Source organism: Streptomyces nigrescens, from assembly GCF_027626975.1.
Classification (GTDB): domain Bacteria; phylum Actinomycetota; class Actinomycetes; order Streptomycetales; family Streptomycetaceae; genus Streptomyces; species Streptomyces nigrescens.
This window is the reverse complement of sequence record NZ_CP114203.1, coordinates 3995225-4014587: the sequence shown is the minus strand read 5'-3', so window position 1 is coordinate 4014587 and position 19363 is coordinate 3995225. Positions and strand designations below refer to the sequence as shown.

General features: G+C 71.6%; 15 protein-coding genes. 8 read left to right on the top strand and 7 right to left on the bottom strand.

The annotated features are described in order from the left end of the window. Positions 1-190: 190 nt before the first annotated feature. Positions 191-1816, top strand: a complete 1626-nt coding sequence (gene groL / locus STRNI_RS17835; protein WP_018089726.1) for a chaperonin GroEL — start codon at positions 191-193, stop codon at positions 1814-1816. Positions 1817-2163: 347 nt separating this feature from the next. On the opposite strand, the gene STRNI_RS17830 is transcribed toward groL, so the two are convergent. The 4 genes from STRNI_RS17830 to STRNI_RS17815 all read right to left on the bottom strand — a co-directional run bounded on the left by STRNI_RS17830 (position 2164) and on the right by STRNI_RS17815 (position 7416). Then, on the bottom strand, positions 2164-2472 hold the full coding sequence (locus tag STRNI_RS17830) for a hypothetical protein (protein ID WP_018089725.1): 309 nt from the start codon (positions 2470-2472) through the stop codon (positions 2164-2166). A gap of 1213 nt (positions 2473-3685) precedes the next feature. Beyond that, entirely contained in the window at positions 3686-5311 is a 1626-nt protein-coding gene (locus tag STRNI_RS17825; protein WP_277411582.1) for a PTS transporter subunit EIIC, read from the bottom strand. A gap of 87 nt (positions 5312-5398) precedes the next feature. Continuing rightward, the gene (murQ, locus tag STRNI_RS17820; RefSeq protein ID WP_109891946.1) at positions 5399-6337 is read right to left on the bottom strand and encodes an N-acetylmuramic acid 6-phosphate etherase; all 939 of its coding nucleotides are present in this window, start codon (positions 6335-6337) and stop codon (positions 5399-5401) included. 131 nt (positions 6338-6468) lie between these two features. After that, the gene (locus tag STRNI_RS17815; protein ID WP_026169646.1) at positions 6469-7416 is read right to left on the bottom strand and encodes a MurR/RpiR family transcriptional regulator; all 948 of its coding nucleotides are present in this window, start codon (positions 7414-7416) and stop codon (positions 6469-6471) included. 130 nt (positions 7417-7546) lie between these two features. Here STRNI_RS17815 and STRNI_RS17810 point away from each other — a divergent pair, with 130 nt between their 5' ends. The 3 genes from STRNI_RS17810 to STRNI_RS17800 all read left to right on the top strand — a co-directional run bounded on the left by STRNI_RS17810 (position 7547) and on the right by STRNI_RS17800 (position 8874). After that, entirely contained in the window at positions 7547-7909 is a 363-nt protein-coding gene (locus STRNI_RS17810) for a hypothetical protein (protein WP_026169645.1), read from the top strand. Between the two features lie 54 nt (positions 7910-7963). Then, positions 7964-8257: a DUF4031 domain-containing protein gene (locus STRNI_RS17805; protein WP_262038147.1), complete on the top strand. Its 294-nt coding sequence runs from the start codon at positions 7964-7966 to the stop codon at positions 8255-8257. A gap of 74 nt (positions 8258-8331) precedes the next feature. Further along, positions 8332-8874, top strand: a complete 543-nt coding sequence (locus STRNI_RS17800) for a pyridoxamine 5'-phosphate oxidase family protein (RefSeq protein ID WP_018089718.1) — start codon at positions 8332-8334, stop codon at positions 8872-8874. Positions 8875-8904: 30 nt separating this feature from the next. On the opposite strand, the gene STRNI_RS17795 is transcribed toward STRNI_RS17800, so the two are convergent. Together STRNI_RS17795 and STRNI_RS17790 are read right to left on the bottom strand one after the other, a co-directional pair. Then, positions 8905-10227, bottom strand: coding sequence for a Cmx/CmrA family chloramphenicol efflux MFS transporter (locus tag STRNI_RS17795; RefSeq protein WP_277411581.1), 1323 nt, complete (start codon positions 10225-10227; stop codon positions 8905-8907). Between the two features lie 708 nt (positions 10228-10935). Further along, positions 10936-11619 (bottom strand): HD domain-containing protein, encoded by a 684-nt coding sequence (locus STRNI_RS17790; protein WP_109891950.1) that lies wholly within the window; start codon positions 11617-11619, stop codon positions 10936-10938. A 239-nt stretch (positions 11620-11858) separates the two neighbouring features. Here STRNI_RS17790 and STRNI_RS17785 point away from each other — a divergent pair, with 239 nt between their 5' ends. Then, a complete protein-coding gene (locus tag STRNI_RS17785) occupies positions 11859-12581 on the top strand; it encodes a copper homeostasis protein CutC (RefSeq protein WP_148590662.1) in 723 nt (240 codons plus the stop codon). A 290-nt stretch (positions 12582-12871) separates the two neighbouring features. Beyond that, positions 12872-15091 carry a protein kinase domain-containing protein gene (locus tag STRNI_RS17780; protein WP_277411580.1) on the top strand — a complete coding sequence of 740 codons (2220 nt, stop codon included), beginning with the start codon at positions 12872-12874 and terminating at the stop codon, positions 15089-15091. Positions 15092-15143: 52 nt separating this feature from the next. Here the strand turns inward: STRNI_RS17780 and STRNI_RS17775 are convergent, their stop codons facing one another. Then, complete coding sequence (locus STRNI_RS17775) at positions 15144-17252, bottom strand: HelD family protein (protein WP_381845328.1); 2109 nt, start codon at positions 17250-17252, stop codon at positions 15144-15146. A 360-nt stretch (positions 17253-17612) separates the two neighbouring features. Here STRNI_RS17775 and STRNI_RS17770 point away from each other — a divergent pair, with 360 nt between their 5' ends. Together STRNI_RS17770 and STRNI_RS17765 are read left to right on the top strand one after the other, a co-directional pair. After that, a complete protein-coding gene (locus STRNI_RS17770) occupies positions 17613-17822 on the top strand; it encodes a hypothetical protein (protein WP_274737597.1) in 210 nt (69 codons plus the stop codon). A 264-nt stretch (positions 17823-18086) separates the two neighbouring features. Further along, the gene (locus tag STRNI_RS17765; protein ID WP_277411579.1) at positions 18087-19358 is read left to right on the top strand and encodes a glycosyltransferase 87 family protein; all 1272 of its coding nucleotides are present in this window, start codon (positions 18087-18089) and stop codon (positions 19356-19358) included. The last annotated feature ends 5 nt before the right edge of the window (positions 19359-19363 follow it).

Genomic DNA, 19363 nt, shown 5'->3' with positions numbered 1-19363 from the left:
CTTGCACTCGCACCCCACGAGTGCTAATCATTGGCGTTAGCACTCTCCCAGTGAGAGTGACAAAGAAGGACCGGGTCGGTGAGGCCCGTAGGCCGCGTGGGGCAAGGAACCACACAGGTCTGCAGGTCGTCCGTCGCGGGCGCCAGCGCGGTCCGGAGCAATCCACCCCAGTCCGGGAGGACCACTTCACATGGCCAAGATCATCGCGTTCGACGAGGAGGCACGGCGCGGTCTCGAGCGCGGGATGAACCAGCTCGCCGACGCCGTCAAGGTCACCCTCGGCCCCAAGGGCCGCAACGTCGTCCTCGAGAAGAAGTGGGGCGCCCCCACGATCACCAACGATGGTGTGTCCATCGCCAAGGAGATCGAGCTCGAGGACCCGTACGAGAAGATCGGCGCCGAGCTGGTCAAGGAGGTCGCGAAGAAGACGGACGACGTCGCCGGTGACGGCACGACGACCGCGACCGTCCTGGCCCAGGCCCTGGTCCGCGAGGGCCTGCGCAACGTCGCCGCCGGCGCCAACCCGATGGCCCTCAAGCGCGGTATCGAGCGTGCCGTCGAGGCCGTCTCCGCCGCCCTGCTGGAGCAGGCCAAGGACGTGGAGACCAAGGAGCAGATCGCTTCGACCGCCTCCATCTCCGCCGCTGACACCCAGATCGGCGAGCTGATCGCCGAGGCCATGGACAAGGTCGGCAAGGAAGGCGTCATCACCGTCGAGGAGTCCCAGACCTTCGGTCTGGAGCTGGAACTCACCGAGGGTATGCGCTTCGACAAGGGCTACATCTCGGCGTACTTCGCCACCGACATGGAGCGTATGGAGGCGTCGCTCGACGACCCGTACATCCTCATCGTCAACTCCAAGATCGGCAGCGTGAAGGACCTGCTGCCGCTCCTGGAGAAGGTCATGCAGTCCGGCAAGCCGCTGCTGATCATCGCCGAGGACGTCGAGGGCGAGGCCCTGTCGACCCTGGTCGTCAACAAGATCCGTGGCACCTTCAAGTCCGTTGCCGTCAAGGCCCCGGGCTTCGGTGACCGCCGCAAGGCCATGCTCGGCGACATCGCCATCCTCACCGGTGGCACCGTCATCTCCGAGGAGGTCGGCCTCAAGCTGGAGAACGCCGGTCTCGAACTGCTCGGCCGCGCCCGCAAGGTCGTCATCACCAAGGACGAGACCACCATCGTCGACGGTGCCGGCGACAGCGAGCAGGTCCAGGGCCGCGTCAACCAGATCCGTGCCGAGATCGAGAACAGCGACTCGGACTACGACCGCGAGAAGCTCCAGGAGCGTCTGGCGAAGCTGGCCGGCGGCGTGGCCGTCATCAAGGCCGGTGCCGCCACCGAGGTCGAGCTCAAGGAGCGCAAGCACCGCATCGAGGACGCCGTTCGCAACGCGAAGGCGGCCGTCGAGGAGGGCATCGTCGCCGGCGGTGGCGTCGCCCTGCTCCAGGCTTCCTCGGTCTTCGAGAAGCTGGACCTCGACGGTGACGAGGCGACCGGCGCCAACGCCGTGAAGCTCGCGCTGGAGGCCCCGCTCAAGCAGATCTCCGTCAACGGCGGCCTCGAGGGCGGCGTCGTGGTGGAGAAGGTGCGCAACCTGGCCGTCGGCCACGGTCTGAACGCCGCGACCGGCGAGTACGTCGACATGATCGCCGAAGGCATCATCGACCCCGCCAAGGTCACCCGCTCCGCGCTGCAGAACGCCGCCTCCATCGCGGCGCTCTTCCTCACCACCGAGGCCGTCATCGCCGACAAGCCGGAGAAGGCCGCCCCGGCGGGCGCTCCGGGCGGCATGCCGGGCGGTGACATGGACTTCTGATCCTCTGGATCGGAACGCTGATCCTCCCGGATCACACGTCCACACGTTCGTCGGGGCGGCACCCTCCTCTCGGGGGGGTGCCGCCCCGGCGGCGTTTTTCGGGGGTTTTCGGGGGCGGCCCGCGGAGTCTCTGCCGGGCGGCGTCGTCTCCGCCGGCCCGCGGCGTCTTCGCGGGCGGTGTCGTCTTCGCCGGGCGGCGTACGGGATTTACCGTGCCGGCGTGGGGGCGGGCCGTAGAGGGGCCCGCGAACCACGGTTCGTACGGGGGCGGTCGGGTCCGATGCGGCCGGCGGCTGAGTGCGTTCGCCAGGGGACGGAATCCGGACCCGCTGCGGGAAGGGGCGCGATCAGGGGTGCTGCGCCTGGCCCTTGCGACGGATGAAGCAGCCCCCGACGCACAGGGCCCCGCTCACCGCCAGCAGGACGGCGCCGACCAGGGTGGCCGGTCCCGGCGGGGGATCGAGGTCGACGTCCAGCGTGCTCTCGTAGGCGAACTGGACCACCTCGCGGACGTGTGGCCCGGACGGCTGTGGCGGCACGTACGGCGGTGGCGTCTCGCCCCGGAGCAGCAGTGTCACCCCGGCGACGGCGAGTGCGAGGGCGGTGCCCGCCACGATCAGCCTGGCGCGCCACGGGCGGCGTAATCGGATCCCCATGCGCTGACCCTAATACGCCCCGCGGGTACGGATTCCGGCCCAACCGCGCCCCGCCACCCACACCTCCACTTCACGCCACCTTCACCACTCCACTACACCCCTCTCCGCGCCCCACAGGTCTCTTGTGCGCCAACTGCCATACGGGCACGCGGAACACCTCCTGCGGCCCACGACGGCCCGGCCCCTCATCCAGCCGGGACGCCCCGGGCATCCCGCAGGCAGCAGAGCCCCGCATGCCCAAGCGCCTCCGTACGACCCCTGGCCACGGCGGCCGCGACCGCGCTGGCGGCCGGGCTGCTGACGGCCGCCACCGGCACCACCTCGGCTGCGGACCGTGCCGCGCCGGCCGCCAACGGCCGCCAGGGTGACTTCAACGGCGACAAGAAGGCGGACCTGACCGTTGCCGCCGTCTACGAGGACGGCGGCAACGGTGCACTCACCACCCTCCCCTCGGACGGCACCCGCCTCACCACCACCGGCTCCCGCTTCCTCTCCCCGCCGCAGTCGGCATTTCCACCGCGGGCGCCCCACAGTTGGGCAGCATCATGGCGGGGTGAAGGGGAGGCGTGTGCTTTTCACGGGGTGGAATTGCGTTTTTTGGGGCGGCTCTACCGGGCGGCGTTTGTGGGTCGGTTTTAAGGGCGCCCTAAACAGGTGTGCTGAGCTCATGGATCGCCATTTCGAATTCGGTGACGGGGTGGTGGTGAAAGCCCGATGTGGTGCGCCACTTATTCAGCCGAGAAGGGAATGTTGGGGTTGGGGGTAGGGGTTAGGGGGGAGGTCTTCTCCGGGAGCTGGATTTCCTGCGAAGTTGGGTTCGGGCGGCAGGCCTTCGGGGGCTACCGGGGGCTTGCGCCCGCCCCGCGGGGCCCGTTGTTGCTGCCGGGAGCCCTGTCCGAGGTTCCGCCGGCAGTCCCGGGCGGGAGGCGTGCCCGAGTTCGCCCAGTGAATTACCTGCGCGGCGAACTAAAGAAGGCGAACTGAAGAAGCGGTCGGATCTGCTTTCCACGGAGGAGACTTCGCTTCCCTCCCACCTCTTCAAGTATTGATGCCCCGTCAGTAACTTTTGGTTGCAGTCACTGATTGTGTAAGGGATGGAGCGGAGAGTGGTGGAATGGGGGTGTGGCCGCCCTTCGTCGGCAATATCTGACCTTTTGTCGCGGCTCATGAGTTGCGGGCTCATGGGTTGCGGGGTCATGAGCTTTTGTCGAATTCAGGGGGCTCCCAGGCCGGCCGGTGTTCCGGGTGCGGTGGCGCTTCCCGCCGTTGTCGGGGCGGGCTCTGCGGCTGTGGGGGTGGGGGCGCTGTCAGGGTCTGCGTTCAGCTCCGCCCGCAGCTGCTTGCTGAGGCCGAAGAAGTAGGTGGCGAGGAAGCCGGTGAGGTAGCCGACGGCCAGGCCCAGGGCGTAGACGGTGAGCGTGGTGGCCAGGGTGTGGTTGCCCTTGACCAGGGGGAACAAGGCCCAGCCGGAGGGGCCGATGGCGGTGGAGCCGACGGCGTCGCCGAGTTGGTTGAAGAAGCCGACGAAGGCGCCGCCGCATGCGCCGCCCAGGCAGGCGGTGATGAAGGGGCGGCCCAGGGGGAGCGAGACGCCGTAGATCAGGGGCTCGCCGACGCCCAAGAAGCCTGCGGGGAGGGCGGACTTGATGGTTCTGCGGATCGAGCGGTTGCGGGGGAGGCGGAGGTAGACGGCGATCGCGGCGCCGACCTGGCCCGCTCCGGCCATGGCGAGGATCGGGAGCAGGACCGTGTAGCCCTGCTGCTCGATGAGGGTGGTGTGCAGAGGGATGAGCGCCTGGTGGAGGCCCAGCATGACGAGGGGGAGGAAGAGGCCACCCAGGATGAGGCCGGCGAATGCGCCGCCGTGGGCCAGCAGCCAGTTGGCGCCCGTGCCGATGGCGGTGGCGGCCTCGCCCGCGACGAACATCAGACCGAAGAGGGTGACCAGGCCCGTGACCAGGACCGTAAGGGTGGGCGTGAGCAGGACGTCCAGCGCCTCGGGGACTGCTTTGCGGCACCACTTCTCCACCTGGACGGCGAGCAGCGCCGCGGCCAGTGCGCCGAGCACCCCGCCCTGACCGGGAGAGAGGTGCTGGCCGAAGGCGGTGATGTGGGTGACGCCGGGGAAGACGATGACGGCGGCGACCGCGCCGCCGAGAATCGGGGTGCCGCCGAATTCCTTGGCGGTGTTGTAGCCGACGAAGACGGCGATGAGGGACATGAAGCCGGAGGCCATGGCGGCCAGGGCGGGGACGACCGAGGGCAGCCATCCGAGGTTGGTCAGCAGGCCGTTGATCCCGGCGATGATGCCGCAGCCGATCAGGGCCGGGATCAGCGGGACGAAGATATTGGCGATCCGGCGGAGGAACAGCTTCACCGGGGTGGCGTTCCGGGACTTCTGCCGCGCCTTGAGGGCGGCGCCGTGGGCGGCCAGCTCCTCGGCGGTGGGGGTGGCGGGTGAGGTGGGCGGTGGCTGGGTGGTGGCGGGTGGCGTGGGGGCCGGTGCGGATTCCGGTGTGGTGGTCTCCGAGGTGAGGGGCGGGCCGGTGGGTTCCGGCTCAGTGGTGGGTGCCATGGCGCGTGACTCGGCCACCAGGCGCTCGAATTCGGGGGTGACCCGGGCGACCGTCCCGGGGCCCAGCACGATCTGGTACGTGTCGTCCTCGACCACGCCCATGACCGCAGGCAGTGCCTTGAGGGCCTCGTCCTGGACCAGGGAGCGGTCCTGGATGCCGAGGCGGAGCCGGGTCATGCAGTGGGCGATGGAGATGAGGTTTCCGGCGCCGCCGACGAGAGGGAGGATCGCGGCAGCGGTGGCGCAATTCTTGTCTTCGGGCATATGCGGTGCCTTGCTGTGCGGACAAACCAGGGGCGAGGGTCGGGGGCGGAGCCGTACGGGGGTGTGGCGGGTGGGCGGTGGTGGGGCTCAGTGGTCCTCGGCCGCCTGGAGGGCCACGCGGAGATGGCCGTCGGCGGCGTCGAGGAGGCGGGCGGCGGTGGGGGCGTCGACTTGGCCGAGGATGGTGAGGATGGCGTTCTTCACCTCGCCGTCCGTGCTGCGGAGCGCCGTCTCGATCTCCTGGTCGGAAGCGCCGGTGGCGAGCGCGACGATACGGCGAGAGCGGGCCCGCAGCTTCTCGTTGGAGGCGCGGACGTCGACCATCAGATTCCCGTAGGTCTTGCCCAGCCGGATCATGGTGAGGGTCGAGAGCATATTGAGCACCAGCTTCTGGGCGGTGCCTGCCTTGAGCCGTGTGGAGCCGGTCAGCAGCTCGGGGCCGACCACGATCTCGATGCCGTGCTCGGCGGCCGCGGCCAGCGCCGAATCGGCGTTGCAGGACAGGCCGATGGTCAGCGCGCCCAGGGCGCGGGCATGCTCGACGGCCCCGACCGCATAGGGCGTACGGCCGGACGCCGAGATGCCGACGACGGTGTCCAGGTCCGTCAGGCCGATCGCGGTCAGATCCTCGATCGCGAACTTCGTGCTGTCCTCGGCGCCCTCGACGGCGGCGACCATCGCGGACGGGCCGCCCGCGATCAGCCCGAGCACCTCGGACGGGTCGGTGTTGAAGGTCGGCGGACACTCGCTGGCGTCCAGCACCCCGAGGCGGCCGGCCGTGCCGGCGCCGGCGTAGATCAGCCGGCCGCCGCGGGCCATTCGTGCGGCGGTGGCGTCGATGGCGGCGGCGATCTCCGGGAGCCGCCGGGCGACGGCGGCGGGGACCGTGGCGTCCTCGTCGTTCATCGTCCGGGCGATCTCCAGGGTGGAGCGGCGGTCGATCTCGGCGAGCTCGGGCCGGAACGCCTCGGTGGTGAGGGTGTCCAACTGGGCGCGCAGATGGGCGTGGTCGGCGGTGGAGGTCATGGCGTGGCGGCTCTCTTCGGGTCGGGCTCGTGGGGGGCCGTGGCTTTTCGGCTGCCCGCCGCCGGGTGCCGTCGTGCCCACCCGTGCCGCCCGGGCGGCACGTATGCCCACAACGGCGGGGCGGTGCGAGGTCAGCGCTGGTTGTTCCGCGGCGAGTGGCGGTGGGCGAGGGCCTCGTAGGAGGCGGACAGCGCGGGGGCCGCGGTCTCGTACGTACGCTGCGCGACGCCTATGAACAGGCAGTCCACGACCAGCAGCTGACTCGTGCGGGACGACATCGCGGCCGGGCGCAGCTCGCTCTCGCGGGCCGTGGACGTGGTCAGGATGTGGTCGGCGTACGCGGCGATCTCGCCGTCCGGGCGGCCGGTGATGGCGATCGTCGTCGCGCCGTGGTCGAAGGCCACCCGCAGGGGCTCTATGACATCGGTGGTCCGCCCGGAGTGCGTGATGGCGAGGGCGACATCGCCGGTGCGCATCTGCACGGCGTTCGTCACGGCCAGATGCGGGTCCGCGTGCGCATGCGCGATCAGGCCGATGCGCAGCAGCTTCTGGACGAGGTCCTGGCCGACCAGATTGGAGGCCCCGATGCCGTACACATCAATACGGCGGGCCCCGGAGAGCGCGGTGACGGCGGCTTCGAGCTGAGTGACGTCCAGTGCGGCGGCGGTGTCGGCCAGGCACTGCTGCTCTTCCTGCGCCAGCTTCGCGACGACATCGACGAGGGAGTCGTCGACCGCTATGTCCGCGGTCACCGCGGGAGCGCCGCCGGCCGCCTGCTGGGCGGCGAGCGCGGCGAGGGCGAGGCGCAGATCGCGATAGCCCGGGTAGCCGAGCAGCCGGGACGTCCGCACGACGGTGGCCTCGCTGGTGCCGGTGCGCTCCGCGAGGCCGGTGACGGTGAGGGCGGCGCAGCCGGCCGGGTCGCTCGCGACGGTCTCCGCGACCCGCTGCATGGAGCGGGTCATCGTCGGCGCGAGGGTGCGGACCTTGGCGGCCAGCGCCGCGGGGGCGGGTGGGGCCGGGGCCGGTCGGGTCTCGACGGCCACGTCCTTGAAAGTTTCCTTCACGCTACTGCTCACGCTTGAAAAGTAATTTCATCGACGCCCCGGCGTCAATACCCTCCGTGAGTGCTGTGGACAGAACGCGTGATCCGCGGCGGGCTGTGGACAACTCCATTCGGCGGCGGGCGGCCGGGAGACAATGGGGGGCATGGAGATGGAACAGGCATTGCACGCCGCGCGGGCGCTGGTGCTCGCCGACCTGATGGCGGACAAGGTGGCCGACGCCGACATCGTTTCGCTCGTGGAGGATGCGGTCGTCCACCGCCGGTGGTGGGTGGAGCAATGGCCTGAAGGCGCGGCATTCGTCGCAGGACTCATAGCGCAGGACGTCCAGGACGCCCTCCTGGACCGGTACGGCCGCTGGCCGCTGTGCCCCGTGTGCACGGAGTCGGGGGATCCCCATGCGCTCGATGTCGAACCGGAGTTGGGGACCGATCCGCACTGGGTCTGCCCCAAGACAGCCGTCGCGGTGGCCCGGGTCGGCCGGCTCGGCGCCCCGATGGAAGGCTGAGGTGGTGGTTGATGGTGCGGCGGGCTGAGACGGCGATCCGGCCGGAGAGCTGACGTGGCTATCTACATCGATCCGCCCACCTGGCCGGGGCACGGCCGTATGTGGTCGCATCTGGTCAGCGACCACTCCTTCGACGAACTGCACGCCTTCGCGGCGGGGATCGGCGCGCCCCGGCGGGCGTTCGAGCGCGACCACTACGACCTGCCGTCGGAGCGGTACGGCGATGCGGTGCGTGCCGGTGCCGTGGAGGTCGGCTCCAAGGAGCTGCTGCGCCGGCTGACCGCCGCCGGTCTGCGCCGTCCCAAGCACCGGCCGGCGCCCCGTACGGCCCGTCGCGGCGCGTCGTAGCGGCGGCACGGCGGCGGGTCCCCGCACGATGGGCCTGACCGTGCGCCGCACCGCCGCACCGAAAGGGGACAGTCATGTCAGCCAGCGAACAGGGCGGACAACCGGCCACCGACCTCGACCCGAATTACAGCAGCGAGGGCGCCACGGCGACCGCATGGCCCGCGGCCGTCGGCGGGATGACCGAGGCGGAGATCTTCTGGCTCACCACCGTCCGGCCCGAAGGCCGCCCGCATGTCACCCCGCTGCTCGCCGTCTGGTCGGACGGTGCACTGCACTTCTGCACCGGCCCCGGCGAACGCAAGGCCAAGAACCTCGAATCCAACGCGCACTGTGTGCTGACGACCTCCACGGCCGGCGGCAACGACCTGCACGCGGGGCTCGATGTGGTCGTCGAGGGCGACGCGGTGCGGGTGCACGACGAGCCCACGCTGCGCCGGCTGGCCGATCTGTACGCCGAGAAGTACGGCAGCGACTGGCATTTCGACGTCCGCGACGGTGCGTTCTACGGAGAGGGTAACCGGGCCGTGGTCTTCCGGGTCGAGCCGGTCACGGCCTTCGGGTTCGGACGGGGCGAGACCTACAGCCAGACGCGATGGACGTTCGACGGCCGGGCATGAACCGCGCGGGCGCGCGTCGCCCCGCTGGACTCAGTGGTGCCCTGCCGCCCCCGTCGCCTTCGCGGTCCCTGCTGCCTCTGCCGTCTCCGCAGCCTCGGCCGTTTCCGCCGGCTGCGCCGTTGCGGTGGCCTGCGCGGCGGGGGTGGTGGAGGAGGCGACCAGCCGGGACTGGTTCGTCGCGCGGTGCAGTCGGAACGCGAGGGCAGTGGTGATCACGGCCGCCGCCGCCAGCGCGGCGCCGGTCCAGGCCACGGACGGGTAGCCCCAGCCCGCGCCGATGGCCAGCCCGCCGAGCCAGGGGCCGAGGGTGTTGCCGATGTTGAACGCGGCGGTGGTGGTCGCTCCGGCCAGCGTCGGCGCGGCGTTCGCCACGTTGAACATCCGGGCGTTGAGGGCCGGGGCCGTGGTGAACGCGGTCACCCCGAGCATCAGGGAGAGCGCGATGGCGGCGACCGCGCTGTGCGCGGTGAGAGCCAGGACGGCCAGCACGACGGTGGACGCGGCGATACCGCCGAAGAGCGTCCCGAAGAGGTGGGCGTCGGCGATCCGGCCGCCGATGAAGGTGCCGGTCAGCGCGCCGACGCCGAAGAGTGCCAGCACCGTCGGTACCCAGCTCTCGGCGAGGCCGGCGGTGTCGGTCAGCAGCGGCGAGAGGTACGAGAAGAGCGCGAAGACCGCGGCGCCGTTCAGGGCCGTGGCGGTCAGGGCCAGCCAGACCTGCTTGTCCTTGTAGATGGTCAGCTCACGGCGCAGCTGCGGACGGTCCTCGCCGGTGGGCACGGCCGTACGCGGCACCAGCGCGATCACGCCGACCAGGCCGATCGCGGCCAGACCGGCCACGGCCCAGAAGGCGGCGCGCCAGCCGGCGTGCTGGCCGAGCAGTGCGCCGGCCGGGACGCCCGCGATGTTGGCGATGCTCAGGCCGCCGACCATCACGGCCATGGCGCGGGCCCGCGCGGTCACCGGCACCAGCGAGACGGCGACCGCCGCGCCGACCGCCCAGAATCCGGCACAGGCCAGTGCGCTCACGATGCGCGAGACGAAGAGCACGCCGTAGGAGGGCGCCAGCGCGCCCGCCACCTGGCCGAGGCCGAAGACGGCGAGCAGCGCGATCAGTGTCGTCCGCCGCGGGAGCCGGAGCGTGGCGGCGGCGAGCACCGGGGCGCCGACCACCATGCCGATCGCGAAGGCCGAGACCAGCAGTCCGGCCTGCGGAATGGAGACGTTCAGGTCGCGGGCGAGGGGCTGGAGGATGCCGGAGAGCATGAACTCGGACGTGCCAAGAGCAAAGACGGACAGGCCGAGGACGTATACGGCGATGGGCAGGCTTGAGCGGTCGGACTGTGCGGGCATGTCAGCTACTAACAGCGATAGGACGGCTTACATTCCCGGCTCGGCCGATTCCTTCTGCGGGAGCGGGGCCGGCGGGTTGACGCGGTGTTGCTGAGCTGGGGTTGGGTTTGGTGCGGGTTTGCCGTGGGCTGGCGCCGTTTCGCCTACGGGGTGTGGGTGGTGGGGTCGGAGGGGACGCCCGGTAACCCGTCCTCGGCGCGGGCGACGCGGGTCCCGGAGGTTCTTCACCCCGTTGTTCGCTCCGGGTCCTGCGGGCGGCTCACCGGACATCCCCTCCGACCGCCGTACGTGCGCGGCTCTCCCGCCGTACCGATCACCGTCACCAACCCCATACGGCCCTCTTGGCAGGGACCTGGCCGGGCCGCCCGCTCATTGGGCGCGGCGGGCATGTGGTCGGTGACGGGCGGTGTCACCGGCCGGCAGTCGGCGACGCTGGACGGTTGGAGGGGATGTACCGGTGCCCGCCCGCAGGACTGGAGCGAACGCCGGGGCAATCAACTACACGTAGCCGCGTCGCCCGCGCCGAGGACGGGTACCGGTGCGTCCCCTCCGACCCCCGCGGCAACCACGCACCCCGCAAAACCCCAGCCCCCACCAAGCCGCACGGCCCGAGAAGCAGGTGACGGATCGGCCGCGCCACGAAGGGGCGCGGGGAACGGCGCGCCCAGCCACCACCGCACCCGCAGACAAACAACGGCCCAAGCCTCCCTACGCCCCCCGCAGCAGATCCAGTTCCGTGGAGAGGTTGCGGCGGGCGGTGTGTTCCCAGAGGTCGTAGCCGCGGGGCGTGCGGAAGAGGCGGGGCAGGGAGAGGAGTTGGGTGAGGACGGCGGCGCGGCCCGCGGTGAAATCGGGGTCGGGGACGAACGCGTACTCGGCACGGACCGCGGCGGCGTAAGCGGCGTACTGGTCGGGGGAACCGGCGAGCACCGCGAGGTCCGCGTCGCACAGCACCTCGCCGTCGGGGTCGTCGGGCGCCGGGTCGTGGGTGACGGTGAGCCGCACCAGGCGGGCGACCTCGGCCGTGCGGGCCGCGCCGACGCCCAGCTCGGGCAGTGCGCGTTCGGCGAGGGCCGCACTGCGCTCCTCGTTCTCGGAGCGGTCCGGGCGGTACACGGCGTCGTGGAACCAGGCTGCCAACTGGACGGTGGGCAAGTCGTCGGCGTGCTCGGCCAGTTCGTCGATGCGGAACAGGACCGCGGCCAGGTGGTCGACGGTGTGGTAGCGGCGTTGGGGTTCGCGCCAGCGGGACAGGAGGTTGTCCGCGTACGGGGCGGGGTCGGGTGCCGTGGGGTTCTTGGTGCCGCGGGCCGCGGTGACGGTGTCGGCCCAGCGCTGCCGCAGCTCCGGCGCCGGGTCGGTGGTGTCTGCCGTACGGGGCACGGAGGTCATACGAGCCATTGTGCCTCGCGCCCCGGGAAATACGGGGCGGAGGGTGAGGTCCGGTCAGGTCTGCCGACGGTCGGCGGCCGGTCGTGCGGGTAGGTGCGGGAGTACGGCGTATGGGCGGATTCCGGGTGTGCCGGTGGTGGCCCGGTGTCCGGAAGAGTGGGTGGCCCTTACTCTGGGATATTGGACTAGACCTGTTGTGGGGTCCGTCTCGTCATGTCGTCATCGAAGGATTGGGTCATATGAGCAAGCGCGCGCTGCTGGAGGTGATCGCGCTCGGCCCGCAGGACGCGGTCGCCGCCGAGGCCGGCGGGGCCGATCGGCTGGAGCTGGTGACGGACATGGCGGCCGACGGGCTCACCCCGCCCCGGGCCACGTTCGCGGCGGTCCGGGCGGCTGTCGGCCTTCCGCTGCGGGTCATGCTGCGGGCCGCCGACGGCTTCGCGGCCGGTGACGTGGCGGCGCTGTGCGAGGAGGCCGAGGCGCTGCGGGCGGAGGGTGCCGAGGAGTTCGTCCTCGGATTCCTCACGCCGGACGGGCGGCCCGATCTTGCTGCGGTGGCGGCGCTGACCGAGGTGATCGACGGCTGCCCGTGGACCTTCCACCGGGCCATCGACCGGGCGGCCGACCGGGACGCGCTGCGCAAGGAGCTGGCCGGGGCGGCCGGCGCCGCGGGGCTCGACACCTATCTGACGGCCGGGTCCGCGCAGGGGGTCGACGGGGGGCTGCCGACGCTGCTGGCGGAGCAGGCGCGTACGGCGGCGGGCGAGCCCGGGTACGCGCCGCGGATCCTGGTCGGCGGCGGACTCGGGCTCGGCCATCTGCCGGCGTTGCGGGCGGCCGGTCTCGACGCGTTCCACATCGGCGGCGCGGCCCGGCCCGCCGGGTGGTCGGCGCCGGTGGAGGCGGCGGCGGTCCGGGAGTGGCGGGAGGCGCTGGATCTGCCTGTCGCTCAGCGGGTCTGAGAGATCCCGGAGACCCGGGAGATCCGGAAGAGCTGGGAGATCCGAGAGATCCGAGAGATCCGAGAGATCCGGGAGACCCGCAAGACGCACGAGACCCGCAAGACGCACGAGGCCCGCGAGACCCGCGAGACGCACGAGACCTGAGGGGTCTACGAGGGCGGCCTTCAGAGGCGGAACGGGAGGCTGCCGTGCCCTCGGGCGCCCCGTCCGGCCCGCTTCCTCAACTCCCTTTGGCGTGGGACCGTTTGACGAGTGTCACGGTTGGGGGACCAGGGGGAGGGTGACACGGCATGACAGGTATGGGAGTCAAGCCGCTCAGCGGAGACGACCCGCAGCGGCTCGGCGTCTACCGGATGCTGGGGCGGCTCGGGTCGGGCGGCATGGGGCGGATCTATCTGGCGCGGTCCACGGTCGACGGGTCGCTGGCCGCGGTCAAGACGCTGCTCGCCGAGGGCGTCGTCAGCGATACCGACCGGCGGCGGTTCGCCCGCGAGGTGACGCTGGCCCGGCGGATCGACAGCGTCCATACGGCCAGGGTGCGCGACGCCGACCCGGACGCCGAACTGCCCTGGATGGCCATCGAGTACATACCGGCGCCCGCGCTGTCCGAGCTCGTCCGCAGCGCGGGGCGGCTGCCCGGCTCCGCGGTGCGCTGGATCGCGGCGGGCACCGCGCAGGCCCTGGTGATCCTGCACGACGAGGGCATCGTCCACCGGGACGTCAAACCCCAGAACATCCTGCTGCCGCTGGCCGGGCCCCGGCTCATCGACTTCGGCATCTCGCACGCCAACGACATCACGCGGACGTCGCTGACGCTGGGTACCGTCGCCTTCACCTCGCCGGAGCAGGCCCGTGCCGAGCCGTCCACCACGGCGTCCGATGTGTACTCGCTGGGCGCCACGCTCTTCTATCTGGCCGTCGGCCGCCCGCCGTACCCCGAAACCGACGACACGATCCGGCTGCTGACGCTCGTACAGCGCGGCGCACTCGATCTGACCGGGCTGCCCCGGGAACTGGCCCCGCTGATCCGCCCGTGTCTGTCCGCCGGTCCGGACGAGCGGCCCGAACCCGCCGATCTGCTGCGGCAGTTCCTGGAGGAACTCGACCGGATGCCGACCTCGCGGCGCGGCGAGCGCTGGCTGCCGCAGCGGTGGACCGCACTGATCGGGAAGTACGAGGCGCAGGGGCGGGCCTTACGGAAAGCCGGGGGCGCCGCAGCCGGGGGCGCGCAGACCCCCGCGGCCGACGAGTGGACGCAACAGGTCCCGCCGCCGGAGCCCACCCGCGTCTACACCGAGGAACGGGCCGCGCGGCAGAAGCAGGAAGAGCAGGCCGCGCGCCGGAAGCAGGAGGAGCGGGCGGCGCGGCAGAAGCAGGAGGAGCGGGACCGCGCCGAGCGGGAGCAGGCGGCGCGCAAGGCACGGGAGCGCAAGGAGGCGGAGGAGCGTAAGCGGGCGCAGGCCAGGGCGCGGGCGGCCGCGCAGGCCGCGGAGAAACAGCGGCGTGAACGCGCCGAGCGGGAGCGGCAGAAGCGCACCGACGACGCGCGGCGGGAGCAGCGGAGGCGGGCGGCCTCCGCACAGACCGCCGCGCCCGCGTCGCCCAAGACGCCGTCGTCCAAGATGTCGTCGTCATCCAAGACGTCGCCCGCCCCGCAGCCCGCCAACTCCTCGTCCGGCGGCGGCTGCGTCTGGGCGGTGCTCCTGTGCATCGCGTTCGTGGTCTTCCTCTGGAAGCCCTGGAACGCCGAGGACACCGCCGGCTCGTCGAGCGGTACGTCCAGCGGTACGTCCAGCGGTACGTATTCGAGCGGCGGGACGAGCTCGGGGGCGTCAAGCGGTACGTACTCAAGTGGCGGGACGAGTTCCGGTACATCCACGAGCGGCTCGTCGGGCTCCGGCACGTCCGGCTCCGGCTCGTCCGGCTCCGGGACGTCCACGAGTGGCACCTCAGGCTCAGGAACGTCGAGCTCCGGAACGTCAGGCTCCGGCACGTCCACCAGCGGTGGGACCGGTTCCCGTCCCCCCAGCCCGGTCGACGCGGCCTTCGCGGCCGTACGGGCCGGCGACTGCCTCGACGCGTACCAGGACGGGTACGGCAACTGGAGTCGTTCGGCGCCGGTGCGGGTCGGTTGCGGTGCGGCCAGTGCGTATCTGCGGGTGCTGCGGGTGGCCAGGACCGGGAGCTGCCCGTCCGGCGGCGGACGGGGCAGCTGGTGGCACGGCGGGGTGGGCTCCTCGTCCACCAACCTGTGTGTGGAGCGGCAGTTCCGTAACGGCCAGTGCTTCCTGGCCAAGGCCCAGGGCGGGCGCCCCGGGCCGGCGAACCTGCTCACCGCGTGGAACTGCAGCGCCGACCGGGTGCCCCGGGAGTTCAGCTACATCATGCAGGTCGCGGCCGTCCTGCGGGCCTCGGCGGGCACCGGCGCCTGCCCGGGGGAGCCGGGGCGCTACCGCTACTCGTGGAACGTGTACGACGGGAGGACCATGATCTGCGCCAAGGTCGCCTGACGTCGTGGCATCAGGCGACCCCTGGCGGCCCCGGGCACACGACCCCGGGGCCTCAGCGGTCGGCCAACTGCTCCGGCAGTGGCGCCGCATGGATCACCGTCAGTCCGGACACCGGCCGGGTCAGGCAGACGTACAGGCGGCGCAGCCCGGTGCGTTCGTCCGGTTCGCCGTCGACGATCGCGGCCGGCTCGTCCAGGACCACGTAGTCGTACTCCAGACCCTTGGCGAGGGTGGCGGGTACGAGCGTCAGCCGGGCCTCGGCCGAGGTCTCCTCGCCGGGGGCCAGACAGCTCACGCCCGCCGCCTCCAGGGCCGTACGCAGCGCCGGAATCCGGGCCTCCGCGGCGATCAGTCCGATCGAGCCCTCCTTCGCCAGCGCGTCGCCGCAGGCCGTGAGGGTGGCGGCGGTCAGGTCCGCCGGCTCGACCGTACGGATCGCGAAGTCGCCCGCCGACTCACGGATCGAGGTGGCCTCCGTCAGGTCGGGGGCGATGGCGGGCAGCAGCCGGGACGCATAGGCGATGACCTCGCGCGGTACGCGGAAGCCCTGGGTGAGTTCCTCGACGGCCGAACCGGGCTTGCCCAGGTGCGTCAGCGCCTCCTCCCAGGTGTCGGTCGCCCAGGGGGTGGTGCCCTGGGCGATATCGCCGAGGATGGTCGCGGAGCCGGTCGTGCAACGGCGGCCGACCGCGCGGTACTGCATGGGGGAGAGGTCCTGGGCCTCGTCGAGGACCACATGGCCGAGCGACGGTGTGCGCGCCACCAGGTCCATCGCCTCGTCGATCAACACCGCGTCCGCGGAAGACCACTTGGCGCTCTTCACGCTGCGGGCCGGCCTGGTCCACAGGATCGTCTTCTGCTCCTCGGGGGTCAGGATCCCCTCGGCCTGATCGGCGAGGAATTCCGCATCGCCCAGCAGCCGCAGCACCAGCTTCGCCGGGTCGACCGGCGGCCAGACCGCCTTGACCGCGGCCTTCACGGCGGTGTTACGGGCCACCGCGTCCTGCACCCGGTCGTCCGGGGCCTCGCCCGCCTGCTCCATCCGGACGAGCACGGCATGGGCGATCCGCTGCGGCAGCGCCTCGCGGGCCGCGCCGTAGCGGATCTCCCGGTCCCGCAACTCCTGGACGATCTCTTCCAGTTCGTAGGCCGGTACGCGCCAGCGGCGGGAGCCGCGGACGACCACACACGGCTCCTGCGGCATCGTGATGTGCGAGCGCACCGCCCGCCGCAGCACTTCCGCCATCCGCGCGTCGCCCTTGACCGTCGCGGCGGCCGCCTCGTCCGTGGCGCGCACCTCCACATGCCCGACCAGGTCGTCGACCGTGGCCTGCTTGACCTCCAGCTCGCCGAGGGCCGGCAGCACCTGCTCGATGTAGTGCAGGAAGGAGCGGTTCGGGCCGATGACGAGGGTGCCGGAGCGGGCCAGCCGCTCGCGGTGCGCATAGAGCAGATACGCGACACGGTGCAGACCGACCGCCGTCTTTCCGGTGCCCGGAGCACCCTGGACACAGACCGAGCCGCCGATGCCGGCGCGCACGATCTCGTCCTGCTCCGGCTGGATGGTGGCGACGATGTCCCGCATGGGGCCGACGCGCGGACGCTCGATCTCGGACTGGAGCAGGGCGCTGGTCCGGGCGGCCTCGGTCGGGTCGGTGAGGTGCTCGTCCTCGTACGCGGTCAGCTCACCGCCCGTGTAGCCGAAACGGCGGCGCAGCTTGAGGTCCATCGGGTCCTTCTTGGAGGCCCGGTAGAACGGCTGGGAGACGGGCGCGCGCCAGTCGATGACCATGGGGTCGCCGTCGGCGTCGTGGACATGCCGCCGGCCGATGTAGAAGTTCTCTCCCGCGGCGCCCTCGGCGAGTTCGAGACCCGGCGCGTGGAGATAGTCGAGTCGGCCGAAGAAGAGAGGGGTGTGGGAGAGGTCGGCGAGCGCCTTGATCCGGGCGTCGATCTCGCCCTGGAGGACCTCGGCGTTGACCCAGTTCGCGGTGACATCGGCGATGTTCAGCGCTTCGGCGTCCGCCCGCATCGCGCGCAGGGCGGAGCGGGAGGCGGCGAGGTGGGACTTTTCGCGCTGGAGCGGGTCGTCGGATCCCGGCCGGGGGCCGGAGCTCTCGGTGCGCGGCTCCGTCGTCGGGTGGTGGGCGTGCGAGGGCACGGCGTTGCCTCCGTGGCGGGTACGTCGGCGGGCGCGCGCCGATGAGCGCGGCGCGGCGGGCCGGTGTCGGTGCACAGCGCAGGTCAGGCGGTGTGCGGTTCAGCGGCGTGAAGCGAAGGGGCCGGCCGGTTTCCGACCGGTCGGCGGCACTCCTCGACGGGAGGCAGGCAGACGCGCGATTGTAGTCAGCGCCGCAAGACGGCGCCAACGGATTTCCGGCGGGCCGCGGCGGGCTCCGCTGCGGTCGGCTGCCGTAGGTCCCCCGTAGGGGAGGGGGTGGGCCTGGAGGCGGACGTCCGGCTCTCAGAGATGGACCTATGGACCGATGTGCTGCAATCGCGTGAATTTCATCATGGAGTCATGAGCAGCGCAGCGATTCCCCCAGGTTCTGTCCACCCCGCCTCCCTCCACCCGGTCAAGGGCGCCACGGCCCTGGGCGGCGGCCCCGAGCGCGATACGGCGGCCGCCCATGAGCACCGCTATGTCGTGGGCAACGCCCTTCGCGCGATCAAGGTCTTCGCGTCGGCCGCCTTCAGCGTCGTCGTCATGGGTGAGTACGCGGACGACTGATTTCCCGGCACCGCGTGATGTAGCCGAGCGCGTGCCTCAGCCGCCCCTGCCCGCGCACACCGCGCACAATATGGGGCAGGAAGCCGCATCAAGCACGTACCGGCCAGGCACGTACAGATCATGCGCAACACCTGCGCGATCGGGTGCGGGAAAGCCGACTCCGCGTCGCCATCGGGATGACCGGAAACCGTTACGGACGGTCGGTCTCGATCCACTAGCGTCACCGCAGTAGGCGCGCTCAGGGCAACGGGGAGGGGTCAGCGGGTGTCTGCCGTCGACGGGGCGTGGACATGGAGACGGACCTGGGCGCAGAGCATCGCCCACCCCGGACGACTGGCGCTCGCCACGGCGCTGCTCCTGGCGTCATTCGCCGGACTCTGGGTGCTCTACCAGGTCCAGCCGCTGCCGATGTCCGACATAGCGGTCTACCGGGCCGAGGGCGCGGCCGCCGCCACCGGCGGTGATCTCTACGGCTTCACGGTCACCAAGTGGCACCTTCCGGCCACCTACCCGCCGTTCGCCGCCCTGCTCTTCATACCGACCACCTGGCTCTCGCTCGGCACGCTCAAAATCGTCTGCGTGCTGGTCAACGCGGCACTCCTCGCGCTGCTGATCCACCTCTCGTGCAAGGCCGCCGGGCTGCGCAAGGCCGCCCACACCGCGCCCTTCCTCCTGGCCGCCACCGCGCTCGGCCTCTGGCTGGAGCCGGTCTTCCAGACCTTCGTCTTCGGGCAGGTCAACCTCGCGCTGACCTGCCTGGTCCTGTGGGACCTCTCCCGTCCGGACGGCGCCCGCTTCAAGGGGTTCGCCACCGGCATCGCGGCCGGCATCAAGCTCACCCCCGCGATCTTCGCCGTCTACCTCCTCGTCACCGGCCGGGTGAAGGCCGCCTGCACCGCGCTCGCCGGGTTCCTGGTCTCCGTGCTGCTGGGCTGGCTGGTCCTGCCCGGTGCCAGCATCGAGTTCTGGACCCGGCGGATGTTCGAGACCGACCGGGTCGGCAAGGTCTGGATCGTCGACAACCAGTCCCTGCAAGGTCTGATCACCCGGGTGCTGCACCAGCCCGAGCCGGGTCTGCTCTGGGCGGTGCCCGCGCTGCTGACCGCGGCGGCCGGGCTCTGGGCCGCGCGCCGTATCTATCTGCGCCGCGGTCTGGACGGATGGGGCGTGCTCTGTACGGCCGTCACGGCGCTGCTGGTCTCGCCGATCAGCTGGTCCCACCACTGGGTCTGGTGTGTGCCGCTGCTCATCGCGCTCGCCGCCCACACCCGGCGCGACCCGTGGCGCAGGGCGCTGCTGGCCGCCGTCACCCTCGCCTTCACCGCCCGCACGATGTGGATCGTGCCGCACACCGGCGACCTCGATCTGCGGGTCAGCTGGTGGCAGCAGCCGTTCGCGTCCCCGTATCCCCTGCTCGGACTGGCGCTGCTGGCCGCGGTCGTGTGGTGGACACGGCGGCCGCCGGTGCCCCCGGGCGGCGGCCTGCCCGCGCCGCGCGCCGCCCGGGAGCCGGTCAGCCCGTCCCGGACGGTCTGAGCCCG